The sequence below is a fragment of the Halomonas sp. PA16-9 genome (assembly GCF_009728585.1).
Taxonomy (GTDB): Bacteria; Pseudomonadota; Gammaproteobacteria; order Pseudomonadales; family Halomonadaceae; genus Vreelandella; species Vreelandella titanicae.
This window is the reverse complement of record NZ_CP040451.1, coordinates 2,342,308-2,362,768: the sequence shown is the minus strand read 5'-3', so window position 1 is coordinate 2,362,768 and position 20,461 is coordinate 2,342,308. Positions and strand designations below refer to the sequence as shown.

The window sequence follows — 20,461 nt, the reverse complement described above, 5'->3', positions numbered from 1 at the left end:
CGTCTTTTTTACTATCGCCTGACCGGCACCCTTATTCACTCGGAATTAACCTTCACCATGTCTACTACCGCCACGCGCAACATTTTGGTGACTAGCGCGCTCCCTTACGCCAACGGAGCCATTCACCTCGGTCACTTACTTGAGTATATCCAGACTGATATCTGGGTACGTTTCCAGAAAAGCCGTGGCCAGCAGTGCTACTACGTATGTGCCGATGACGCCCATGGCACCGCCATTATGCTGCGTGCCGAGCAGGAAGGTATTACCTCTGAAGCCCTGATTGAGCGGGTTTCCAACGATCACCAAACAGACTTTGCCCGCTTTGGGGTTGGGTTCGACAATTACCACTCGACCCACTCCGCTGAAAACCGCCACTTCAGCGAAATGATTTATAAGCGCTTACGGGATAAAGGCCATATTGCCACCCGTGATATCGAGCAGATGTTTGACCCCCAGAAAGGCCTGTTTCTGGCTGACCGTTTTATTAAAGGCACCTGCCCTAAATGTGGCGCTGAAGACCAGTATGGCGATAACTGCGAAAAGTGCGGCGCTACCTATACTCCCGCCGACTTGATCAACCCCGTTTCAGCCATTTCAGGCGCAACGCCCGAAGTACGTACATCGACCCACTACTTCTTTAAACTGCCTGACTTTGCCGACTTCCTGCAGGGCTGGATTGACGACGGCCATGTGCAGCCGCAAATCCGCAATAAGCTGATGGAGTGGTTTGAGTCCGGCTTTAACGAGTGGGATATTTCCCGCGATGCACCCTACTTCGGCTTCGAAATTCCCGATGCCCCGGGCAAATACTTTTATGTCTGGCTGGATGCGCCAATTGGCTATTTGGCCAGCTTCAAGAACCTGTGTGACCGCGAAGGTATCGACTTCGACAGCTACTGGAACAAAGGCTCTGATGCCGAGGTATATCACTTTATCGGCAAAGATATCGTCTACTTCCACGCGCTCTTCTGGCCCGCCATGCTGCATGGCGCGGATCTGCGCACCCCCACCGCCGTCAACTGCCACGGTTTCCTGACGGTAGACGGCGCCAAGATGTCGAAATCCCGCGGCACCTTTATTAAAGCCGCCACCTACGCCGATCATCTCAACCCGGAATACCTGCGCTACTACTTTGCCGCCAAGCTTACTTCCAAAGTTGATGACCTGGATCTGAATTTGGACGATTTTGCCGCGCGGGTAAATTCAGATTTAGTCGGCAAGGTGGTCAACATTGCCAGCCGCTGCGCCGGTTTTGTTAAAAAGCTCGGCAGTGGCAGCCTCTCAAGCCACTGCGCTGAGCCACAGATGGTCGCCCGCTTTATTGCCGCCGGTGATGATATTGCCGAAGACTTTGAAGCCCGGGAATTTAGCCGGGCAATGCGCAAAATTATGGAACTGGCGGATGAAGCCAACACCTACATTGCTGATAAAGAACCCTGGGCGCTGGCCAAGCAGGATGGCCGTGACACAGAGGTGCTTGAGATATGCTCGGTAGGCATTAATCTGTTCCGCCAGTTGATGGTTTATTTGGCTCCTGTGGTACCCGCCATGGCTGAAGAGGCCCGTGTTTTTCTTAACGTTGAGTCGCTGGACTGGCACACTCGACAGAGTGTGCTCACCGAGCACACAATCAACAAATTCAAGCCGCTGATGACCCGCGTTGAACGCGACAAAATCGATGCCATGATTGAAGCGTCGAAGGAAGATCTCGTGGAAGAGCAAAAATTGAAAGAAGCACCCAAAGGCCCGCTGGCGGAAGAGCCTATCGCCGAGGAAATCGACTTTGCCGCCTTTGCTAAAGTCGACCTGCGCATTGCGCGTATTGCCAAAGCCGAATACGTAGAAGGCGCCGACAAACTGCTGCAATTGACCCTCGACCTGGGTGGCGAAACCCGCAACGTCTTCTCCGGCATTCGCTCCGCCTACGCCCCGGAAGCCCTGGAAGGCCGCTTAACGGTCATGGTCGCCAACCTGGCTCCGCGCAAAATGCGCTTCGGCGTATCGGAAGGCATGGTGCTGGCCTCTGCTAACGAAGATGGCATCTACCTGCTCTCTCCCGATGCAGGTGCCGAGCCGGGTCAGCGGGTAACCTAACCCGTCGCATAAGCGGTAAGCAGGTTAAAGGGCAGAGACTCAAAAGCGCTCTGCCCTTTGCATTTTTATTACAGCGGCAATTTTATTCAAACTTCCTCCTGCATAGGTTTTTCACACATCAAACTTCCTTGCCTCCCACTAGCCAGCGCCGCCTTTTCTTCGCACAATACGCTGCCATGAGTGAGTTATTTATCATTTGATCAGCACTGCCCTGGTCAACAATTTCGTACTGGTTAAGTTCTTGGGCCTATGCCCGTTTATGGGCGTCTCCAATAAACTGGAGTCGGCCATGGGCATGTCCCTGGCCACTACCTTTGTGCTGACCCTGGCATCGGCCGCTAGCTTCGTGGTTTATCACGGCCTGCTTGTGCCGCTGGATGTAACCTACCTGCGTACCATTAGTTTTATCGTGGTGATCGCCGCCGTGGTGCAGTTTACCGAAATCATGGTGCGCCAACTGAGTCCGCTGCTGCACCAGGTGCTGGGCATTTTCCTGCCGCTGATCACCACCAACTGCGCGGTATTGGGTGTAGCCCTGCTGTCGTTAAACCGTGAATTAAGCTTTTTCCACACCACCCTTTATGGATTGGGCGCAGCACTGGGCTTCTCGCTTATTTTGGTGCTGTTTGCCGCGATGCGCGAACGTTTAGCGGGGGCGGATATTCCCAAACCCTTCCAAGGCGCCGCGATTGCTATGGTCACCGCCAGCCTTATGTCGTTAGCATTTTTAGGGTTTTCAGGGTTGGTGCAGGGATGAAGGCAGCGCGCAATGAATAGCACCATTGATATCATTGGAATCCTCAGCGCCGTCGCGGTATTAACCGGCTTGGGTATCGGTTTTGGCGCCCTGCTGGGCTTGGTGAGCGAGCGCTTTAAGCGCGAAGATAACCCGCTAGTTGAGCAAATTGATGCGCTACTGCCGCAAACCCAGTGCGGCCAGTGCGGCTACCCAGGCTGCCGCCCTTACGCTGAAGCCATTAACCAGGGTGATGCGCTGAATAAATGCCCTCCGGGTGGCGAAGCGACGATTCACGCCCTTGCCGATCTTCTCGGGCGCGACCCGAGCCCCTGGATGGCGAAGCGCAAAGCGAAGCCAAGGTGGCATTTATTCGCGAAGCGGAGTGCATTGGCTGCACCAAGTGCATCCAGGCCTGCCCGGTCGATGCGATTATCGGCGCGGCTAAATTAATGCATACCGTGATTGAAGACGAGTGCACCGGCTGCGATCTCTGCCTTGACCCCTGCCCCGTGGACTGTATCGATATGCTGCCACGCTCAGCCCCGCTCACCCAGTGGCAGCCGGTAGTGGCGCACTCATCAAACATGATTGCCAGCGACCGCCAACCTGCTTCAGGGGTGTCTTGATGTCGAACGCCTTTGACTTCCCGGGAGGGATTTACCCCCCCGAACGCAAACAGCGTTCAAACCAATCCGCGCTGATTGAAGCGCCACTGCCCCGCCGGGTCACTCTCCCCCTTCAGCAGCACAGCGGTCAGCCAGCGAAGCCCTGTGTGGCGCAAGGAAATGCGGTAAAAGTGGGCAGCGTGATTGCCAAACGTGAAGGTATGGTCTCTAGTGCCCTGCACGCCAGTATTAGCGGTACGGTGAGCGAGGTTAGCACTACCCAAATCAGCATTGAGGGTGACGGGCAAGATGAGTGGCTTAGACTGCCACCATTGGTGTGGCAAAATGTCGAACCCCACGCGCTGCTTGAGCGTTTAAACGAGAGCGGCATCGTCGGCTTAGGTGGCGCCGGGTTTCCCACCCATATTAAAGCGCGGGTGGTCGAACAACATACGATTCACACCCTGGTGATTAACGCCGCCGAGTGCGAGCCCTATATCACCGCCGATGATCTTACCCTGCGCCACTACGCTAACGAGGTGCTTGAAGGCGCACAGATAATCGCCAAACTGTGTGGCGCGCAGCATATCGTTATTGGCATCGAGGATAACAAACCCGAGGCCATTGACGCGCTGAAGCAAGCCCTAACCAATAGTCAGCCAGTCCCCGTCGAGCTGGCCGTGATCGCCACCCGCTACCCCAGCGGCGGCGAACGACAACTGATTAAAAAACTGCTAGACCTCAACGTACCCAGTGGCGGGCTGCCTGCTGATGTTGGCGTGCTGTGCCACAACCCAAGCACGCTACTGGCGATACTACACGCAGTGCGCGATGGTCAGCCGCTGGTTTCCAGGGTGGTCACGCTGACTGGAGAGGCCATCACCCAGCCCGGCAATCGCTGGGTGCGTCTGGGCACATCGGTTAGAGAGCTGCTGGAGCAGGCAGGGTTAAATACCCCAGAGTTACACCAAGTGATTCAAGGTGGCCCCATGATGGGCACGCCACTGCTAACGCTCGATACGCCGGTCACCAAGCTTACCAACTGTTTAATCGCGGCAACGCTTGAAGAGTTACCGCCGCCCCCAGCAGAATCGCCCTGCATTCGTTGCGGTGAGTGCGAAAGCGTTTGCCCGGTAGCACTGCTGCCGCAACAGCTGCACTGGTACGCCCGCGCTCAGGATGATGCCAAGCTTGAGCGCTACCACCTATTTGATTGCATTGAGTGCGGTGCCTGCAGCTACGTCTGCCCCAGCCATATTCCGCTCGTGGTGGATTACCGGGAAGCTAAAAGCCGGTTACGCCTGCAGCGAATTGAGACAGCAAAAGCGGAGCACGCCAAGCACCGTTTTGAGTTTCGCCAAGCGCGGCTTGCTCGGGAGGAGGCTGAGAAACAGGCACGCAAGCAAGCCCGCCAGGCGCAACAGCGGCGCCCTTCTAACACTGCCGCAACCAACAGCGAAAAGGTCGACTTACGCGGTCTGCGCATCGCCCATGCCGCCGCCAAAGCATCGGTCAAAAAGGCTGAAAAAACCCTGGCGCGCGTCGCTCAGGAAGATCCTAAACAATCCCTGGATGACTTAGAAATGCAGCTTGCCACCGCCCAGGAGAACTTGAAAGCAGCCGAGTTGCAGCTTGCCCAGGCGCGCGAACAGCAGTCTAGCGAGGAGTCGCCATGAGCATGATGCACGCCTCAGGCGTTAAAGATGCCATGACGGCAACCGCGGTGCCACCAACGGCAAGCTTAATGCGCTGGGTAATTGCAGCAACCCTGCCAGGCATCGCCACCATGAGCTACTTCTTTGGCCTTGGAGTTATCAGCAATGTACTGTTAGCCGCCGCTTTTGGTATTGCGCTTGAAGCCGCCGTGCTACGGCTACGCAAGCGCCCCATTCGTGTGACGCTGAATGACTCAAGTGCCCTGCTTACCGGCGTTTTGCTGGGCACGTCACTGCCACCCGCTAGCCCCTGGTGGCTTGTCGGCGTGGGTATGATCGCGGCAATTGTAGTCGCCAAGCAGCTATACGGCGGCTTGGGGCATAACCCGTTTAACCCCGCCATGGTGGGCTATGCGCTGCTATTGGTGTCGTTTCCTACCTACATGACGCTATGGGCACCGCCCCAGGAAATGCTACCTAATGATTTATGGGCGCAAATCACCGGAACTCTACCGACCGCCCAACTAGATAGTTTGAGCGGCGCAACACCGCTAGATGCTTTTAAGCACAAAGGGGACGCCGTGCTTGCCAGCGAGTTTTGGGCGGCTAACCCACTGCCGAATGGAACCCTAACTGCCTGGCGATGGGTAGCACTTGCTTGGCTAGTAGGTGGTGTGGTGTTGTTAGCGAAGCGGATTATTAGTTGGCATATTCCGATCGCGATGCTTGGCAGCCTAGTACTACTGGACACGCTGTTTTATCTCAGCGACCCCAGCCACTTTGCTTCACCGCTGTTTCACCTGCTCACCGGGGCAACGCTATTCGGGGCGTTCTTTATTGCCACCGACCCGGTCTCCGCTGCCACCAGCCAACGCGGCAAACTTATTTATGGCGCGGGGATCGGCGCGCTGGTTATCATTATTCGCACCTTTGGCGGCTACCCCGATGCTGTGGCGTTTGCGGTCTTACTGATGAACCTGTGCGTACCATTACTGGATATATATAGCGTGCCGCGGCCCACTGGCCAGCAAAAAGCTTCACCGGGTAAGCCAGGAGAACAGCCATGACGCTGCTCCAGGCCATGCGGCGTGGCGCCTTCGCGCTGGGCACCTTTGCACTGATTACCGCCGGCAGTGTCGCGCTTACCCGCGCGCTAACCGCCGAACGTATAGAGACACATCAGTTGGCTTACCAACACCGCCAGTTGCAGGAAGTACTGCCCCAAGCGCTGGCGAATACCCCCGTCACCCAGGTACTGGAGAGCACCTTTACCCTTCCCAACCCACAAGCGCTAGGGCTGGCGAGTGATAGCCAAGGCTGGTGGGTAAGTGGCAGCGAGAACAATAACCCGAGCCGAAACGGAAGCAGCGCAGTGATCTTGCCGGTGGTAACCCGCCAGGGATATAACGGCAAAATCCACCTACTGATTGGCATTGATGAGCACCAGCGTATCAGCGGCGTGCGCGTTACCCAGCACCAGGAAACGCCTGGGCTAGGCGATGACATTGAGCGCAGCCGCAGCGACTGGATCACCCGGTTTAATGGTTTAAGGTTAGATAGCTTGCCACCAGAAGGCTGGGCGGTAGCTAAAGATGGCGGTCACTTTGATGCGTTCACCGGTGCAACGATTACGCCCCGAGCCGTGGTCAACGCTGTCCATAAAGCGCTTCAGTACGCCGCCGATACACCGCTACCGATGTCATTTGAGGAGCCCACCTTATGAGCCAGTGGCGCGAACTAGCCCAAAGCGGCCTTTGGTCGAATAACCCCGCGCTGGTGCAACTGCTGGGACTTTGCCCGCTGCTAGCCGTGAGTGGAAATGTCGTCAATGCGCTGGGGCTGGCGCTGGCTACGCTACTGGTAATGGTAGGCGCCAGCACGGCGATTTCGCTGATTCGTCACCAGGTGCCCAGCGCGGTGCGCTTGCCCGCTTTCGTAATGGTGATTGCAGCTTTTGTTACCTGCGCTGAACTGCTCATGGCCGCCTACGCCTACCCGCTCTATCAGGTATTGGGGATTTTTATTCCGCTGATCGTGACCAACTGCGCCATTCTTGGCCGAGCCGATGCATTTGCTTCCCGCCAGCCGGTGCTTCCAGCGGCCATCGATGGCTTTATGATGGGGTTGGGTTTTGCTGCGGTACTGGTGTTACTTGGCGCTCTGCGCGAGTTGCTGGGCCAAGGCACGCTGTTTAGCGATATGGCGCTACTGTTTGGGCCGCAAGCGGCCAGTTGGCAGCTGACGATTGCCGACGACTACCAGTTCCTGTTTTTCGTGCTGCCGCCCGGCGCGTTCTTTGTGGCGGGCCTGTTAATCGCGCTGAAAAACGTTATCGATCAACGCAATGCTGCCCGTGCCAAGCCAGTCGCGGCAGCACCCCGAACTGAGCGCCGCGTACGGGTTACCGGCACGATTAAATAGTTGGCAAGATGCCGAAAGTACACATGTAAGCAACTGCTTGTATTTATAACGCGTATTTATTAAGAGACCCGCCATGAATGCCCAAAAGCGTCATGAAATCTTTGCTCGCCTTCAGGCAGAGAACCCGCACCCCACCACCGAGCTTAACTGGAACACGCCCTTTGAGCTGCTGGCTGCCGTACTGCTTTCTGCTCAAGCCACCGATGTAGGCGTCAATAAAGCCACGGCGCGGCTCTACCCGGTCGCTAACACGCCCCAAGCGATCATTGATTTAGGTATCGATGAGCTTAAAGCGCATATCAAAACCATCGGCTTGTACAACACCAAAGCCGAAAACCTGATGAAAACCTGCCACATCCTCGTTAATCAGCACGGTGGCGAAGTGCCCGACACCCGCCAAGCGTTGGAAGCCTTACCCGGCGTAGGCCGTAAAACTGCCAATGTGATTCTCAACACGGCATTCGGTCAGCCCACCATGGCGGTGGATACGCATATTTTCCGGGTATCCAATCGCACCGGCATCGCTAAAGGCAAAGATGTCGTTGAGGTGGAGCAAAAACTGCTGCGCCATGTGCCAAAAGGGTTTCTGCACGATGCTCACCACTGGCTAATTCTGCACGGCCGCTACACCTGTATCGCGCGCAAACCCCGCTGTGGTAGCTGCATTATCGAGGATCTGTGCGACTACAAAGACAAAACCGAACTTGCTTAACGGCTAGCAGCCTGTCGGGCTTGACCGATCGTCGCGAGAAGAACGGATTTTGAGCCAAATTTATCGATCGATTGAGGCGAATAGCGCGCTATTTAACGAAATCGATCGAATAAAGTTGGCCAAAATACCGGGATTCGCAGTAGATCAGTGTTAAGTCCGACAGGCTGCTAGGCCATCAAGTCGAACTCATCAGCAACTGGCGGTAAGCCTCACGCCAAGCGGGCCACTCCCAAGCGGTAGTATCAAGTAGTTCAGGGCGAGTCGCTGGATCGTTAAGCCAAGCACTGAGCCGGTCGTAAAGCCCTTCCCGGGTACCGTCATAGCGATAGGCAGGCGGATAAAGCGCCGGGAAGCAGAGCCGATCCGGCACCAGCGGCAACGCCCCGCGCTGGGCCGCCTCCATGATCGCCAACCCCTGAAATTCATGCCAAGTGGTCGAAACCACAATATCCGCGCTATCCAACAACTCACGGTAGGCCTCCTCCGGCTGTGGCCCCCAAGCCACAATATGCTTGGCTAAGCGCTGCTCGGCCTCGGCAAAAATAGCGGGGACTTGGCGGAAACGCTGACCAAGCACCGCCAGTTCAAACGCTACACCGGCTTCGCTTAACGCAAACAACACGGTGAAGAAGTCGTCGGGATTTTTGTCATACTCCCAGCGGTGATTCCAAATAATTCGCTGTGGCACCATTTTTTGAAAAGCCGTTTGCTGGCAAGGTGCTAAGTTTTTAGATGCTAAGTTTTCAAGCTCTACGTTTTCAGGTGCTAAGTTTTCAGGGGCTGTGCTATCAGGAATGGGCACCGGCAATACCATAGCCCGCTCGCGTATCGCTTCTAATGGCTTAGCTGCCGGAAGGTTTTCCGGCATTTTTTTCAAAAAAGCTCGCGCGCCATCAATAAAGGAGTCACGGTTATAGGCGCTGTTAAACACCACGCTATCCGCCGCCAGCGCCGTATAGAGATTGACCATTTTGGCCTCTACTTGTGGCATTTGATCGCTCGACTCAGGATAGGCGAACTGGTTTTCATGAAAGTAGACAACCTTTTTTGCTCGACCCAGATGCGGGAACAGCCCTACCAGCGTTGCCAGATCAACCATCGAAGTGGCTAGCACTACATCAAACGACTGGCTGAGAGTATCGTGCTCTTTGAGCATCCAGCTCAGCGGATTGCCACGAATACGCCAAGCAAAATGTCGTGGCGGCAGGCTCAACTGCGTCCACGACACCTCCTCAAGCTGCGCCATTAAACTTTGTGCCCAGTAGCGATGGCTCACCGCCTCGTAGGCAGATAACAGGAGAACGCGCATTTACAGCCCTAACAGCCAGATCAGTGGAACGCCATAACATGTTAAGCAATGGCACAGAGGTGTGCAGTGTAACAAAGCGCGCTTACTAGGCTTTGTACGAAAACTGCCTGCGCTCGACAATACTGCGTTAAAAATCGCCTCGAAATGCTCATTTACACCCCGTAAACTCCGCTTTCTCGTTGATTTTTGCCTTGTCTAGTCTTCGCTCGCCGACTTTTCGTGCAAACCCTATCTCTTTTGCAATAGCTCCCTGAACTTGCACGCATTCGGCCAAGGTCGTCTTGGCTGACCTGTTAGATCTATCTAGACTGCATTCATACGGCTTTAAAACAAATAAACGTTAAAACAAATAAAAGCAGGAGAGCTCCATGGCTAAAGTGCTCGTCGTCGATGACGAACCCAACATTGTTTTATCGCTAGAATTCCTGATGGAGCAAGCGGGGTTTGAGGTCGTCACTGCCGAAGATGGTGAACAGGCCCTGGCAAGAGTGAATGATAGCCAGCCTGATCTACTGCTACTTGATATTAGCCTGCCCGGGATTAGCGGTTTTGACGTTTTAGAGCGGCTGCGTAGCGAAGCGGCTACTGCCCAGCTTCCCATTATTATGTTGACCGCTCACGGGCGTGACGTTGAGCGGGAAAAAGGCATGGCGCTGGGCGCCGATGATTACATCACCAAGCCCTTCTCTACTCAGTCGCTGGTCGAAAAAGTCAAAGCGCTACTGATTGAGGAGCAGCCATGACCCGAGGCGGGCTGCCCAAGCGTCAGCGCCTGATTGGCCTCTGGTTGCTACTTAGCGGCATCAGCCTGCTGGGTGGAGCCATTTTCGCCGCTTGGCTGGATGCCAAGCTTGCTCCCACAGGCGTAACGCGCATCGCTCTCTGGCTAGGCAGTTTCTCCGGTGGCGCGACGATTTTTTTAGTCGGTTTGCTGCTTGAGCGCATGCTGTTTACCCCGCTGCGCCATTTACAGGTGCAGCTGGCACGCCTGGTCGCCAACCCGGACGCCCGAGACGAGCACCCACCCGAAGGTTGGCTAAAAGGGCTGGGGCCCGACCTACGTCGAGTACGCGAAAGTTGGCGATCAGATCGCAGTCGCCTTGCCACCGCTCACGCTGACGGCGCCCGCAGCGCTGCACGTATTCGTCAGGAGCTGGAAACGCTGCTGCAAGTGCTCGAAACACCGCTGCTACTGTGTGATCACCACCGCCGGCTCATGCTGTTCAATCAGGCAGCCGAGGACTTTTTTGAGGGTAATACCGGGTTAGGGCTGGGTAAACGCCTGGAGGCGCTGCTGCCAGTAGTAAGCTTACAGCAAATGCTCGGTCAACTGCCTAATGACGGCTCCCCGCGCGAGTTACTCGCTCCCTGTGATGACCGCTGGCTCAAAGTCATTTTACGCCGCGTACCGGGTAGCGATGGCGAAACACTGCTGACTTTTAGTGACGCCACCGCCTCTTGGTCGAGCGAAATGGGCGTTAGAGCGGAACTGGCGGCCATGCTGACCCCGCTTCGCCAGCATACCGCCAGCCTGACCAGCGCTGCTGATGCGCTGATACAGCTGCGCGATCAAAATGACGCCAGTACATCCTCTTTACGCCAGCGTTTTGAGCGGGTAATCCACGAGGAAGGCGTTACGCTTGGCGACAACGTGGCTAAAATCGGCCAGCTACTCGACGACATGCAACACCAGGGCGAGCGCTTGACGCCCATGTGGTCAAACGATTTCTGGCAAGCGTTGGATGAGCGTCTTGATCCGGAGCACCGCCTAATCACCCCGGTGGGCATGCCAGCCTGGTTTAAAGGCGACGCTCCGGCACTCATTGCGCTGTTCGACTCTTTAGTCAAACACCTCAATACCCATCTGCCTGACAGTGGCTTTGAGGGTGAGATATGTCTGGGCAATAAGCGCGTCTATCTCGACCTTATTTGGCGCGGCAAAGCAATCCCTGAACACGAACTGGCGGAGTGGCGCCAGCAGCCGCTAAACTCCCTGCCATTGACGCCAAGCGTCGCGGATGTGCTGCGCCAACACGCCAGCGACATCTGGAGCCTTGCCGACGATGACGGCGTTCATTCACGCCTGCGACTCCCCCTGCCCGCCATGGAGCGCGTCGGCGCCCCACGCGAAATCGCCCCGCCGCGCCCTGAATTCCATGACTTTGGCATTGCCGACCTGCCTCCACCAGATGAAGCGCTGGCCAGCCGAACACTGCGCAGCCTGGAAATAGTCGCCTTTGATACGGAAACCACCGGGCTTGAGCTACGCCGAGGCGACACCGTCATCAGTCTTGGCGCCTGCCGCGTGGTCAACGCCCGTTTATTGGCAAGCGAGGTCTTCGATCAAAAAGTTGATCCGCAGCGGCCGATCCCGCCGGCTAGCACCGCGATTCACGGCCTTACCGATGCCGATGTGATCGGTGCGCCACCGCTGGATATTGTGCTTACCCGCTTTCGTGATTATGTCGGCGAAGCCGTCTTGCTGGCCCATAATGCCGCCTTTGATCTGCTTGCCATTAGCCACAAAGGGGTCGTTTTTGATATCCCTGTGATCGATACCCTACTGATTTCACGGGCACTGGACGAAGCACTCGATGGGCATGATCTGGATAGCCTTGCCCAGCGCTATGATCTGGCTTTTCCGCCGGGCACCCGCCACACTGCATTAGGCGATGCTCGTGTTACCGCCGAGCTATGGCTAGCTTTGCTGCCACGCCTAGAAGCCCGCGGCGTCGATACCCTCGAGCAGTTGTTAGCGCTGCAAGCCAACGCCTTCGACCGACAGGATGCCAGTGCCTAATGAAACCGTTCGGTGTTAAATCACGCCAAACAGAGCGCCTAATGGCTCTGGTGGCGATTGCCCTGCTACTGTTCTGCCCGCCGCTGATTATCGTGGTGGATCGCCTTCCCGCGTTTAGCGTGGGCTGGCTACCGCTCTATCTATTTATCGCCTGGGCTGGGGTGATCGGCTTAACCGCCTGGCTGATGGAACAGCGTGCAGGCCGCTAACCATGCGTAGTGAGGCGATTATCCTCGGCACCGCTTTTGGCTACTTGGCGCTGCTGTTTGTGGTCGCCGCCTGGGGCGACCGGCGGGCAGAGCAGGGTCGTTCCATCATTGGCTCGCCAACGGTATATGCCCTTTCTATTGCTGTTTACTGCACGGCCTGGACGTTCTACGGCAGCGTAGGGCGCGCCACTGAGTATGGCCCCAGTTTTATGCTCATCTATCTGGGGCCGACGCTGGCGATGCTGTTGGCCCCTTTTGTTATACGCAAGATGGTGCGCATTGCAGCGCGGCAACGCATCACCTCAATTGCCGACTTTATCAGTGCCCGCTACGGCAAAAGCACCAGTTTAGGCGCACTGGTTGCCCTAATGGCGCTGATTAGCATCACCCCCTATATTGCCCTGCAGTTAAAAGCCATCACTGTTAGCCATGCGGTACTGATCAATTATCCCCGCGCGGCCGACACTACGTTGGTGGATGAACACTTCTGGATGGATAAGTCCCTCTGGGTCGCCCTGGTGTTGGCGGTGTTTATTATTCTGTTTGGCACACGCCACCTGGATGCCAGCGAGCGCCATGAAGGCATGGTGGCAGCGATCGCCGTGGAATCTATCGTTAAGCTGGTAGCCTTTATGGCCGTTGGCGTGTTCGTGGTGTTTGTGATGTTTGAAGGCCCCGCCGCGCTGTTTGCCCAGGTAGCGGCCACGCCGGCCCTTGTCGATAGCATGCGGTTGAATAGTGTTCCTGGTGGGGTCACCGGCTGGGTGGGCATGCTGGTGCTGGCCTTTTTGGCCTTCTTAACCCTGCCTCGCCAATTCCAGGTATTGGTGGTGGAGAATGTCGATGAGCAGCACTTAGCCAGAGCAAGCTGGCTATTCCCCCTCTACATGCTGCTGATTAATCTGTTCGTTATTCCCATTGCGCTGGCTGGCCTGCTGTTAGGCGTAAGCGCAGGTGATCCAGACAGCTTCGTACTCACGCTGCCGCTCTCAGCTGGTTTAGAAGGGCTGCCGCTACTGGTCTTTATTGGTGGTCTGTCTGCAGCGACAGGCATGGTGATTGTGGAGACAATCGCGCTTTCCACTATGGTTAGCAATCAGTTGGTGATGCCACTGCTGCTGCGCTCACGGCGCCTGCACCTGAGTACCAAAGGGGAGCTTGCCGGTTGGCTGTTGGGTATTCGCCGCATCGCTATCGTGCTGATTCTACTGCTCGGATATCTCTATCATGCTCTGATTGGTGACTCCTATAGCCTTGTCACTATTGGCTTGGTCTCCTTCGCTGGGGCCGCGCAGTTTGCTCCAGCGCTTTTGATTGGACTCTATTGGCGTGGCGCTACTCGCCAAGGCGCCACCGTTGGTTTAATCGCCGGGTTCTTAATCTGGTGCTATACCCTGCTGCTACCCGGGTTTGCTCAATCCGGTTGGTTGGATACAGCACTGCTCACCGAGGGGCCATGGGGCATCGGTTGGCTAGTGCCCTACAGCTTATTCGGGCTCGAAAATTGGGATATTTATACCCATTCGCTGCTCTGGAGCATGTTGGCCAACGTGGGGCTATTGGTGGGGGTATCGCTGTTTACCCGCCCTACGCCCCTTGAGCAAACTCAGGCGGCACTGTTCACCGAAGCGATGCACCCCAATTTGCAAACCACCTCACTATCTTCGTCACTATGGCGCGGGCAAACTACCCAGGGTGCACTCAAAGAACTACTCGTTCGCTATCTTGGCACCCCGACCACCCGCCGTGTATTTAGCCATAGCGGAGCCAAAAGCGCTTATGCAGCGGACGAGCCCGCCACCGCGGAGCTGATTACTCGCGCCGAACAGGCACTGGCGGGGGCGTTGGGTAGCTCCTCAGCGCGAGTATTGATCAACTCGGTGGTACGCGGCGAAGCACTGGATATTGAGTCGATTCTGAGCATTCTGGACACGACCTCACAAACTCTGGAGTACAACCGCCGTTTGGAGCAGAAGTCTCAGGAGCTGGTGCAAATTGGCGAAGAACTGCGTAGTGCCAATGAGCGCCTGCGTGAGCTGGATCGCTTGAAAGATGAGTTTGTCGCCATGGTCAGCCACGAGCTACGCACGCCGCCGCTCACCTCGATTCGCGCCTTTGCCGAAATATTGCGCGATAGCAGCCAACTGCCTGATGAAAAACGTCAGCATTTTCTTGGCGTGATCGTCCACGAGAGCCAGCGCCTGTCACGTTTAATTGAAGAAATTCTGGATCTTGCCCGTCTGGAGAGCGGCCGTTTAACGCTTAACCCCGTTCCTCTTGATCTTGCCGCCCTGACTCGGCATAGCATTGATGCTATTGCGCATCTGCATGAGGAGCGCGGCATAGTGCTAGACGTTAGCTTAGAAGCTGATCCTGCGATGGTGGTTGGCGATCATGACCGTTTAGAACAGGTGATTATTAACCTGCTTGATAACGCGGGTAAGTTTGCCGATCGGGAGCAGCCAAAAGTGCGCCTCACGCTTTATCGTCATCGGCGTCATTTCCGTCTGAGTGTAGAGGATAACGGTGCGGGTATTAGCGAAGATGAGCGTGAGCGGGTATTTGAAAAATTCCATCAAATTCAGCAAGGCGATGATATTCCCCGTGGTCGGCCAAGGGGCAGTGGCTTAGGGCTACCGATTAGCCGGGGCATTATCGCCCACCTGGGGGACGGCTTTGGGTCGAGGATGCTAAAACCTTAGGCGGTGCCTGCTTAACGCTAGAACTCCCCGCTGCGCCTCCAACATAAAGCGTTGATTCCTTATTGGTGACAACGGCTAGCCTTGCTCACTAAAACTAAGTTATTCTTTACTCCAGAGTTCTACTTTCGCCTAAAGAAGCATGTCGTGGATGAGCCGATGAAAAATGAGTGTCACCTTCCTCACAAAGCGAACACAAATGAGTACACTATTGCGATCCAGCCAATAGTGGATGCTCAGCTACGTCATGTCGCCGATGAACTTCTTTATCGGGCTAATGAAACGAATCAGACTGCTAACGTTTTTGATAATGTCCAAGCCACCGCCAGAGCATGTGCTATTGCTGTCTATGAAATTGGCCTGGATAAACTTTGCGGCACACGCCAGCTGTTTATTAATGCTTCTGCAGACTGGCTCACCAATCCAGACCTGACTGGGCTACCTAGTCAACAAATAGTCATTGAGGTTCTCGAGGATACTTCGCCTACTAAAGAAGTTATTGATGCCTTGCACTACATTAAAAGCCAAGGGTATAAATTAGCGTTAGATGATTTTATCCTAGATGAACATAACCATGCATTTCTGCCCTTCTGCGACATCGTCAAATTTGACATATCCAACGACTTACCTAAAAAACTAATAAAAAAGCTACACAAAGAAGGGATTACGCTTCTGGCTGAACGAGTTGAGACACAGGAAGAGTTCAAGCAGTGTAAAGCGCTAGGTTTTACTCTTTTCCAGGGCTATTTTTATGAGCGCCCCAAAACCCAACTAACTCAAACAGCTCGTCTCTCAACGTCACGCGCCAATCAAATGCAGCTACTTTCCGCACTGTATAGTGACAATGTGCGTCTCTCTGAAATCAGTACGTTAGTGGCTAGGGATCCTTACTTACTGAGCGCAATATTCAAGCGCGCAAACTCCGCGGAGAAGGGCTCACGTCGTCCCACGACGAAACTGATTGATTGTTTACATATTATAGGGCTGAGGGAGCTACGTACCCTGGTTACCATTGTTATGCTCGCTAACAACAGCCCTGTGAGCAAACTTAACCTTATCAAAGGGTTAACCCGGGCATTTGCATGTGAAATGATGGCCGACCAACGTAGACTCGATGAACAGGAAAGCTTTATCGCGGGTTTATTCTCGCTAATGCCTACCATCCTGGGGATTAGTGCCGAACTCATGAAGAATGAAATCAGGCTTGGGCGCTTTATTGAAGATGCTATCAATCAGCGTATAGGCTCATTAGGTAAGTTACTTAATGATGTGGAGGCCGCAGAGAGTCAATTTTCTCCTCTAGATTTTCCATCCGACGTCATGCTCCAAGCGGCTTCTAAAGCGCGCTCGCTTGTTTATACCGACGCTAGCTGATTTATTTTATACGCTGCTTTGAGCGCTAGCACTCAAACGTTTAATCTGCTGTAGATCAAACTTCAGCAGTAATCGCTCGTCTTCGCGCAGGCGCCGCAGGTCAACCCAGCCATCTGCAGCCTGACCGCGAGCTTTGTTATACCGCTGCTGATCCAATAGGCGCTGCTGCAGTCGCTCAAAAGCGGCTACAAGCAACGCCGATTCAGCCGACGTTAGCGCATCCGTTGCATGGCTTAGCGCGATCAATCGCTCGCGTGTGGGTATATCGCGCAGCCCGTACCGCAAGCAGAGTAAGCGTGCAGCGCTAATCAACGGCAACAAGCCTTGATGCTTAAGATTAAGGGCTTGTTCGTGAGGGGCATCCAGGCCCGGGCTTGAGGCAAGCCGCCCAAAGCGATCCAGCGCCACCGGCAACTCATCCAGTAGCGCCGCCATTTCATCCATAAACAGTGGCGCTTTGGGAAGTGTCGAAGCGATGCTCTCACCCAACTGCTTAGCAAGCGCCGGATTACCAGCGATCGGGGCAAAATCGAGTAAGATATTAGTCTGTTGTACGCGCTTTACCCGGCGATCAGCGCTCCAAATGTCTAGCTGCGCGTGCCACTCACTCAGCCGTTTGCGCCACATCGGCCATCGCGCCATGACATGGCCATTGCAGAGCGGAATACCGGCCTCATCCAGGCGCTGGGTAAACCGCTCACCCAGCGCTTGAAAGTAGCCGTCGATCTCTACGTGGCGATGGTCAGGATAATCGTCAATAATCAGCGCATTATCCTGGTCGGGGCCTAGCAGGCTCTCAAAACGCGCCGCGGAACCTAGTAGCAGTATGCAGTAGTCGACTGGCGGAGCGCCCCACCCCTGCGCCTGCATTTCGTCCAGGGATTGCGCAATAGCCTGACGATAAAGTAAAGCATTGTGGTCGCTGATGATTTGGCTAATACGCCAGGCGGGTAAATCATAATGCACCAACGTTTCGACCAGCGGCAGTTGCCACGCATAGACATCAGCTAATGAGGTTTGCGGCAAGGGGAATGTAGAGAAGAGTTTCGAGAAGAGATGATCTAACGGCGCATTAAGCGCCGAGGCATTAAGCGTTCCATCCATGGAAAGAGCGCCAGGGTGAGGCTTGGTGTACTAAACGCATACGCCTCTCCTTTACTAGAATGATATGATGGCGTTGTTGCTACTCGCCCTCGCCTGCCCTGCGCGGGTCTGGCTCGAACATCGCTTCACCTACTTCATCAATATAGCGTTGCGCTTTGGTGATCATCATGGCATCACAGGCCTCTCGCCCTGGGAGCATATCGGAACGCTCAAAGCGGTGCTCAAGAGTTTCACCACTGGCGTCGGCCTTGCGAATCCAGCCACTGACGCGGTACTGACCGCTCTGATTGTCTGGCTGAGAGACAATCTCGTAACCTTTGTATTCCACCGGCTCAGCAGCTTTGGTGGTAGCACCTGGCTCAGCCTGACGATCACTACCGAAGAGACCGGAAAATAATTTCTTAAGCATAATGGCTCCTTTGCTTGCAGGGCGGCAAGGAGATGGCCACCCTGCAAGATATAAGCTGCTTTTATCAGCGCTTAATTAGCTCTGCTTACGACCCTTGCCTGCGGCAATGCGCAAACGCAGCGCGTTTAGCTTAATAAAGCCTTCGGCATCTTTCTGATTGTAAGCGCCAGCATCATCTTCAAAGGTAGCGATTGATTCATCAAACAGCGACTCATCGGACTTGCGGCCCACTACGGTAGCGCTGCCTTTGTAGAGCTTCATACGCACGACACCCGCTACATTCTTTTGGGTCTCGTCAATGGCCGCCTGCAGCATGCGACGCTCAGGGCTCCACCAGTAACCGTTGTAGATCACTTCTGCGTACTTCGGCATCAACTGATCTTTTAGGTGGGCTTCTTCGCGGTCTAGGGTGAGCGACTCAATGGCACGGTGAGCACGCAACATAATAGTGCCCCTGGCGTTTCATAACAGCCACGAGATTTCATGCCCACGTAGCGGTTTTCAACAATATCCAAACGGCCAATACCGTTGTCGCCACCCAGTTTGTTGAGCTTTTCGAGCACTTCATGGGCTTTCAACGGCTCGCCGTCGATGGCCACGATATCGCCCTTTTCAAACGTCAGCTCAACATAGGTGGGCTGGTCGGGCGCGGCTTCAGGAGAGACACTCCAGCGCCACATATCGTCTTCAGCTTCGGCCCAGGGATCTTCCAAAATGCCGCCCTCATAGGAGATGTGCAGCAGGTTGGCATCCATTGAGTAGGGCGATTTTTTCTTTTTATTAGAAAAATCGACCGGAATTTTATGCTCTTCGCAATACGCCATTAGCTTTTCGCGGGAAGTTAAATCCCACTCCCGCCAAGGGGCGATCACTTTTACGCCGGGCTTCAGGGCATAGCCGCCAAGTTCGAAACGCACCTGGTCGTTGCCTTTACCCGTAGCACCATGGGAAATAGCGTCAGCCCCCGTTTCATTGGCAATTTCGATCAACCGCTTGGCAATCAGCGGACGAGCGATAGAGGTACCCAGCAGGTACTCGCCCTCATGATAGTATTGGCGCGGAACATCGGGTAGACGTAGTCACGCACGAACTCTTCACGCAAGTCTTCGATGTAAATCTCTTTCACGCCAAGCGCTTGCGCTTTAGTTCGCGCCGGTTCGACTTCTTCGCCCTGACCGATGTCGGCAGTAAAGGTCACTACCTCGCAGTTGTAGGTTTCTTGCAACCACTTAACGATAACGGATGTGTCCAGGCCGCCTGAATATGCCAGCACAACCTTTTTGACATCGGACATTCTTTGCTCCTCGTTGACCATAAGATATTCATTAGTAAAAACTACACTTGCCACTAGCGCCTGGCGAATGTGATAGCTCGTATTTGATAGCTCGTATTTGATAGCTCGTTGGAGTAAACCGTTGAGACTGACGTTGAGTATAGCGTTCTCAATGCCCAGCGAATACCGTCAACGACGCCTGGGGGCTAAAGCTGCTAGAATCTCCCCATTCAAAGCGGTGGTTTGCCGCTGATGTTGACTGATGACTCGCTTTACTATTACTCGCTTTAAACCAAGGAGAGCTGCATGAGCGAGGCTATTGCCCGCGAATTAATGGCCCAACGTTTTCGCAGTTACCTGCCTGTGGTCGTTGATTTAGAAACCGGGGGATTTAATGCCCAAGGCGACGCTGTACTCGAGATAGCCGCCGTCACGCTGACCATGGATCCGGAGGGCAACCTGCTTCCTGATGCCACCTATGCCTACCACATTCAGCCCTTTGAAGGGGCGAATGTAGAGCAGTCTGCGCTCGATTTTACCGGTATCAACCTGGACGACCCCCTGCGTCGCCAGGTGGCGCTGAGCGAGTCTGAAGCGCTGGGCGAAATTTTCCGCCCGATTCGTAAATCGATCAAAGCCCACGACTGCACGCGCGCTATTTTAGTCGGCCATAATGCGGCGTTCGACCAGGGCTTCTTGAATGCGGCGGTCAATCGCTGCGGCATTAAGCGCAATCCTTTTCACCCGTTCTCAAGCTTTGATACCGCCACCCTTGCAGGCCTGGTCTATGGTCAAACGGTGCTTGCCCGGGCCTGTCGTGCCGCGGGCATTGAGTTTGACAACAAAGCCGCTCACTCCGCTCGTTATGACACCGAGCGCACTGCCGAACTGTTTTGCGCGATGGTTAATCGCTATAAAGACCTGGGTGGCTGGCAGCTTGCCCAGCGCGAGCAAGAGATGGACGGTGCGGATTAACACCTCGCCGTCAACAGCGTAGCCGCTAATGCAGAGAGCCAGGCTTTACGCTAAACTTCGCCCCATTACAGCAATCTGGTTTA

The 20,461-nt window shown here is 54.9% G+C and carries 14 protein-coding genes and 4 pseudogenes; 14 read left to right on the top strand and 4 right to left on the bottom strand.

The features are described from left to right. Positions 1–57 precede the first annotated feature (57 nt). From metG to nth, 8 genes and pseudogenes are all read left to right on the top strand, one after another. Positions 58–2,094, top strand: a complete 2,037-nt coding sequence (metG, locus tag FDY98_RS10850; protein ID WP_027959294.1) for a methionine--tRNA ligase — start codon at positions 58–60, stop codon at positions 2,092–2,094. Positions 2,095–2,270: 176 nt separating this feature from the next. Continuing rightward, positions 2,271–2,851, top strand: a pseudogene (rsxA, locus tag FDY98_RS10845) (electron transport complex subunit RsxA). Positions 2,852–2,863: 12 nt separating this feature from the next. Then, positions 2,864–3,459, top strand: a pseudogene (gene rsxB, locus FDY98_RS10840) (electron transport complex subunit RsxB). Further along, complete coding sequence (gene rsxC, locus FDY98_RS10835; RefSeq protein WP_027959292.1) at positions 3,459–5,114, top strand: electron transport complex subunit RsxC; 1,656 nt, start codon at positions 3,459–3,461, stop codon at positions 5,112–5,114. The pseudogene rsxB and the gene rsxC overlap by 1 nt, the downstream one beginning before the upstream one ends. Further along, on the top strand, positions 5,111–6,160 hold the full coding sequence (locus FDY98_RS10830) for an RnfABCDGE type electron transport complex subunit D (RefSeq protein ID WP_009286581.1): 1,050 nt from the start codon (positions 5,111–5,113) through the stop codon (positions 6,158–6,160). The genes rsxC and FDY98_RS10830 overlap by 4 nt, the downstream gene beginning before the upstream one ends. Beyond that, the gene (gene rsxG, locus FDY98_RS10825) at positions 6,157–6,816 is read left to right on the top strand and encodes an electron transport complex subunit RsxG (RefSeq protein ID WP_009286580.1); all 660 of its coding nucleotides are present in this window, start codon (positions 6,157–6,159) and stop codon (positions 6,814–6,816) included. The genes FDY98_RS10830 and rsxG overlap by 4 nt, the downstream gene beginning before the upstream one ends. Continuing rightward, the gene (locus FDY98_RS10820) at positions 6,813–7,514 is read left to right on the top strand and encodes an electron transport complex subunit E (protein WP_009286579.1); all 702 of its coding nucleotides are present in this window, start codon (positions 6,813–6,815) and stop codon (positions 7,512–7,514) included. The genes rsxG and FDY98_RS10820 overlap by 4 nt, the downstream gene beginning before the upstream one ends. 73 nt (positions 7,515–7,587) lie before the next feature. Then, positions 7,588–8,226 carry an endonuclease III gene (gene nth, locus FDY98_RS10815; RefSeq protein ID WP_009286578.1) on the top strand — a complete coding sequence of 213 codons (639 nt, stop codon included), beginning with the start codon at positions 7,588–7,590 and terminating at the stop codon, positions 8,224–8,226. A gap of 175 nt (positions 8,227–8,401) precedes the next feature. Here the strand turns inward: nth and FDY98_RS10810 are convergent, their stop codons facing one another. Then, positions 8,402–9,535 (bottom strand): tRNA-queuosine alpha-mannosyltransferase domain-containing protein, encoded by a 1,134-nt coding sequence (locus FDY98_RS10810; RefSeq protein WP_027959291.1) that lies wholly within the window; start codon positions 9,533–9,535, stop codon positions 8,402–8,404. Between the two features lie 368 nt (positions 9,536–9,903). On the opposite strand from FDY98_RS10810, the gene FDY98_RS10805 reads away from it, so the two are divergent. From FDY98_RS10805 to FDY98_RS10785, 5 genes and pseudogenes are all read left to right on the top strand, one after another. After that, the gene (locus FDY98_RS10805) at positions 9,904–10,278 is read left to right on the top strand and encodes a response regulator transcription factor (protein WP_022523646.1); all 375 of its coding nucleotides are present in this window, start codon (positions 9,904–9,906) and stop codon (positions 10,276–10,278) included. Next, positions 10,275–12,335, top strand: a complete 2,061-nt coding sequence (locus FDY98_RS10800; protein WP_027959290.1) for a 3'-5' exonuclease — start codon at positions 10,275–10,277, stop codon at positions 12,333–12,335. The genes FDY98_RS10805 and FDY98_RS10800 overlap by 4 nt, the downstream gene beginning before the upstream one ends. Continuing rightward, positions 12,335–12,544, top strand: a complete 210-nt coding sequence (locus FDY98_RS10795) for a hypothetical protein (protein ID WP_022523648.1) — start codon at positions 12,335–12,337, stop codon at positions 12,542–12,544. The genes FDY98_RS10800 and FDY98_RS10795 overlap by 1 nt, the downstream gene beginning before the upstream one ends. Positions 12,545–12,546: 2 nt before the next feature. Then, positions 12,547–15,293: pseudogene (locus FDY98_RS10790) on the top strand (ATP-binding protein). A 97-nt stretch (positions 15,294–15,390) separates the two neighbouring features. Continuing rightward, a complete protein-coding gene (locus FDY98_RS10785) occupies positions 15,391–16,617 on the top strand; it encodes an EAL and HDOD domain-containing protein (RefSeq protein ID WP_231500670.1) in 1,227 nt (408 codons plus the stop codon). A gap of 6 nt (positions 16,618–16,623) precedes the next feature. On the opposite strand, the gene FDY98_RS10780 is transcribed toward FDY98_RS10785, so the two are convergent. The 3 genes and pseudogenes from FDY98_RS10780 to FDY98_RS10770 all read right to left on the bottom strand — a co-directional run bounded on the left by FDY98_RS10780 (position 16,624) and on the right by FDY98_RS10770 (position 19,424). Next, positions 16,624–17,721, bottom strand: a complete 1,098-nt coding sequence (locus FDY98_RS10780) for a DUF294 nucleotidyltransferase-like domain-containing protein (protein WP_340146483.1) — start codon at positions 17,719–17,721, stop codon at positions 16,624–16,626. Between the two features lie 79 nt (positions 17,722–17,800). Further along, a complete protein-coding gene (locus FDY98_RS10775) occupies positions 17,801–18,130 on the bottom strand; it encodes an HlyU family transcriptional regulator (RefSeq protein WP_022523652.1) in 330 nt (109 codons plus the stop codon). 75 nt (positions 18,131–18,205) lie between these two features. Next, positions 18,206–19,424, bottom strand: a pseudogene (locus FDY98_RS10770) (argininosuccinate synthase). Between the two features lie 285 nt (positions 19,425–19,709). On the opposite strand from FDY98_RS10770, the gene rnt reads away from it, so the two are divergent. Next, the gene (rnt, locus tag FDY98_RS10765) at positions 19,710–20,378 is read left to right on the top strand and encodes a ribonuclease T (RefSeq protein ID WP_009286574.1); all 669 of its coding nucleotides are present in this window, start codon (positions 19,710–19,712) and stop codon (positions 20,376–20,378) included. Positions 20,379–20,461 lie beyond the last annotated feature (83 nt).

What these genes read in the sequence shown, in the direction of transcription:
- FDY98_RS10800 (WP_027959290.1), top strand. Translation starts at nt 10,275, where the DNA reads ATGACCCGAGGCGGGCTGCCCAAGCGTCAGCGCCTGATTGGCCTCTGG.
- FDY98_RS10775 (WP_022523652.1), bottom strand. Translation starts at nt 18,130, where the DNA reads ATGCTTAAGAAATTATTTTCCGGTCTCTTCGGTAGTGATCGTCAGGCT.
- rsxG (WP_009286580.1), top strand. Translation starts at nt 6,157, where the DNA reads ATGACGCTGCTCCAGGCCATGCGGCGTGGCGCCTTCGCGCTGGGCACC.
- FDY98_RS10830 (WP_009286581.1), top strand. Translation starts at nt 5,111, where the DNA reads ATGAGCATGATGCACGCCTCAGGCGTTAAAGATGCCATGACGGCAACC.
- rsxC (WP_027959292.1), top strand. Translation starts at nt 3,459, where the DNA reads ATGTCGAACGCCTTTGACTTCCCGGGAGGGATTTACCCCCCCGAACGC.
- metG (WP_027959294.1), top strand. Translation starts at nt 58, where the DNA reads ATGTCTACTACCGCCACGCGCAACATTTTGGTGACTAGCGCGCTCCCT.
- FDY98_RS10780 (WP_340146483.1), bottom strand. Translation starts at nt 17,721, where the DNA reads ATGGATGGAACGCTTAATGCCTCGGCGCTTAATGCGCCGTTAGATCAT.
- FDY98_RS10810 (WP_027959291.1), bottom strand. Translation starts at nt 9,535, where the DNA reads ATGCGCGTTCTCCTGTTATCTGCCTACGAGGCGGTGAGCCATCGCTAC.
- nth (WP_009286578.1), top strand. Translation starts at nt 7,588, where the DNA reads ATGAATGCCCAAAAGCGTCATGAAATCTTTGCTCGCCTTCAGGCAGAG.
- FDY98_RS10795 (WP_022523648.1), top strand. Translation starts at nt 12,335, where the DNA reads ATGAAACCGTTCGGTGTTAAATCACGCCAAACAGAGCGCCTAATGGCT.
- FDY98_RS10820 (WP_009286579.1), top strand. Translation starts at nt 6,813, where the DNA reads ATGAGCCAGTGGCGCGAACTAGCCCAAAGCGGCCTTTGGTCGAATAAC.
- rnt (WP_009286574.1), top strand. Translation starts at nt 19,710, where the DNA reads ATGAGCGAGGCTATTGCCCGCGAATTAATGGCCCAACGTTTTCGCAGT.
- FDY98_RS10805 (WP_022523646.1), top strand. Translation starts at nt 9,904, where the DNA reads ATGGCTAAAGTGCTCGTCGTCGATGACGAACCCAACATTGTTTTATCG.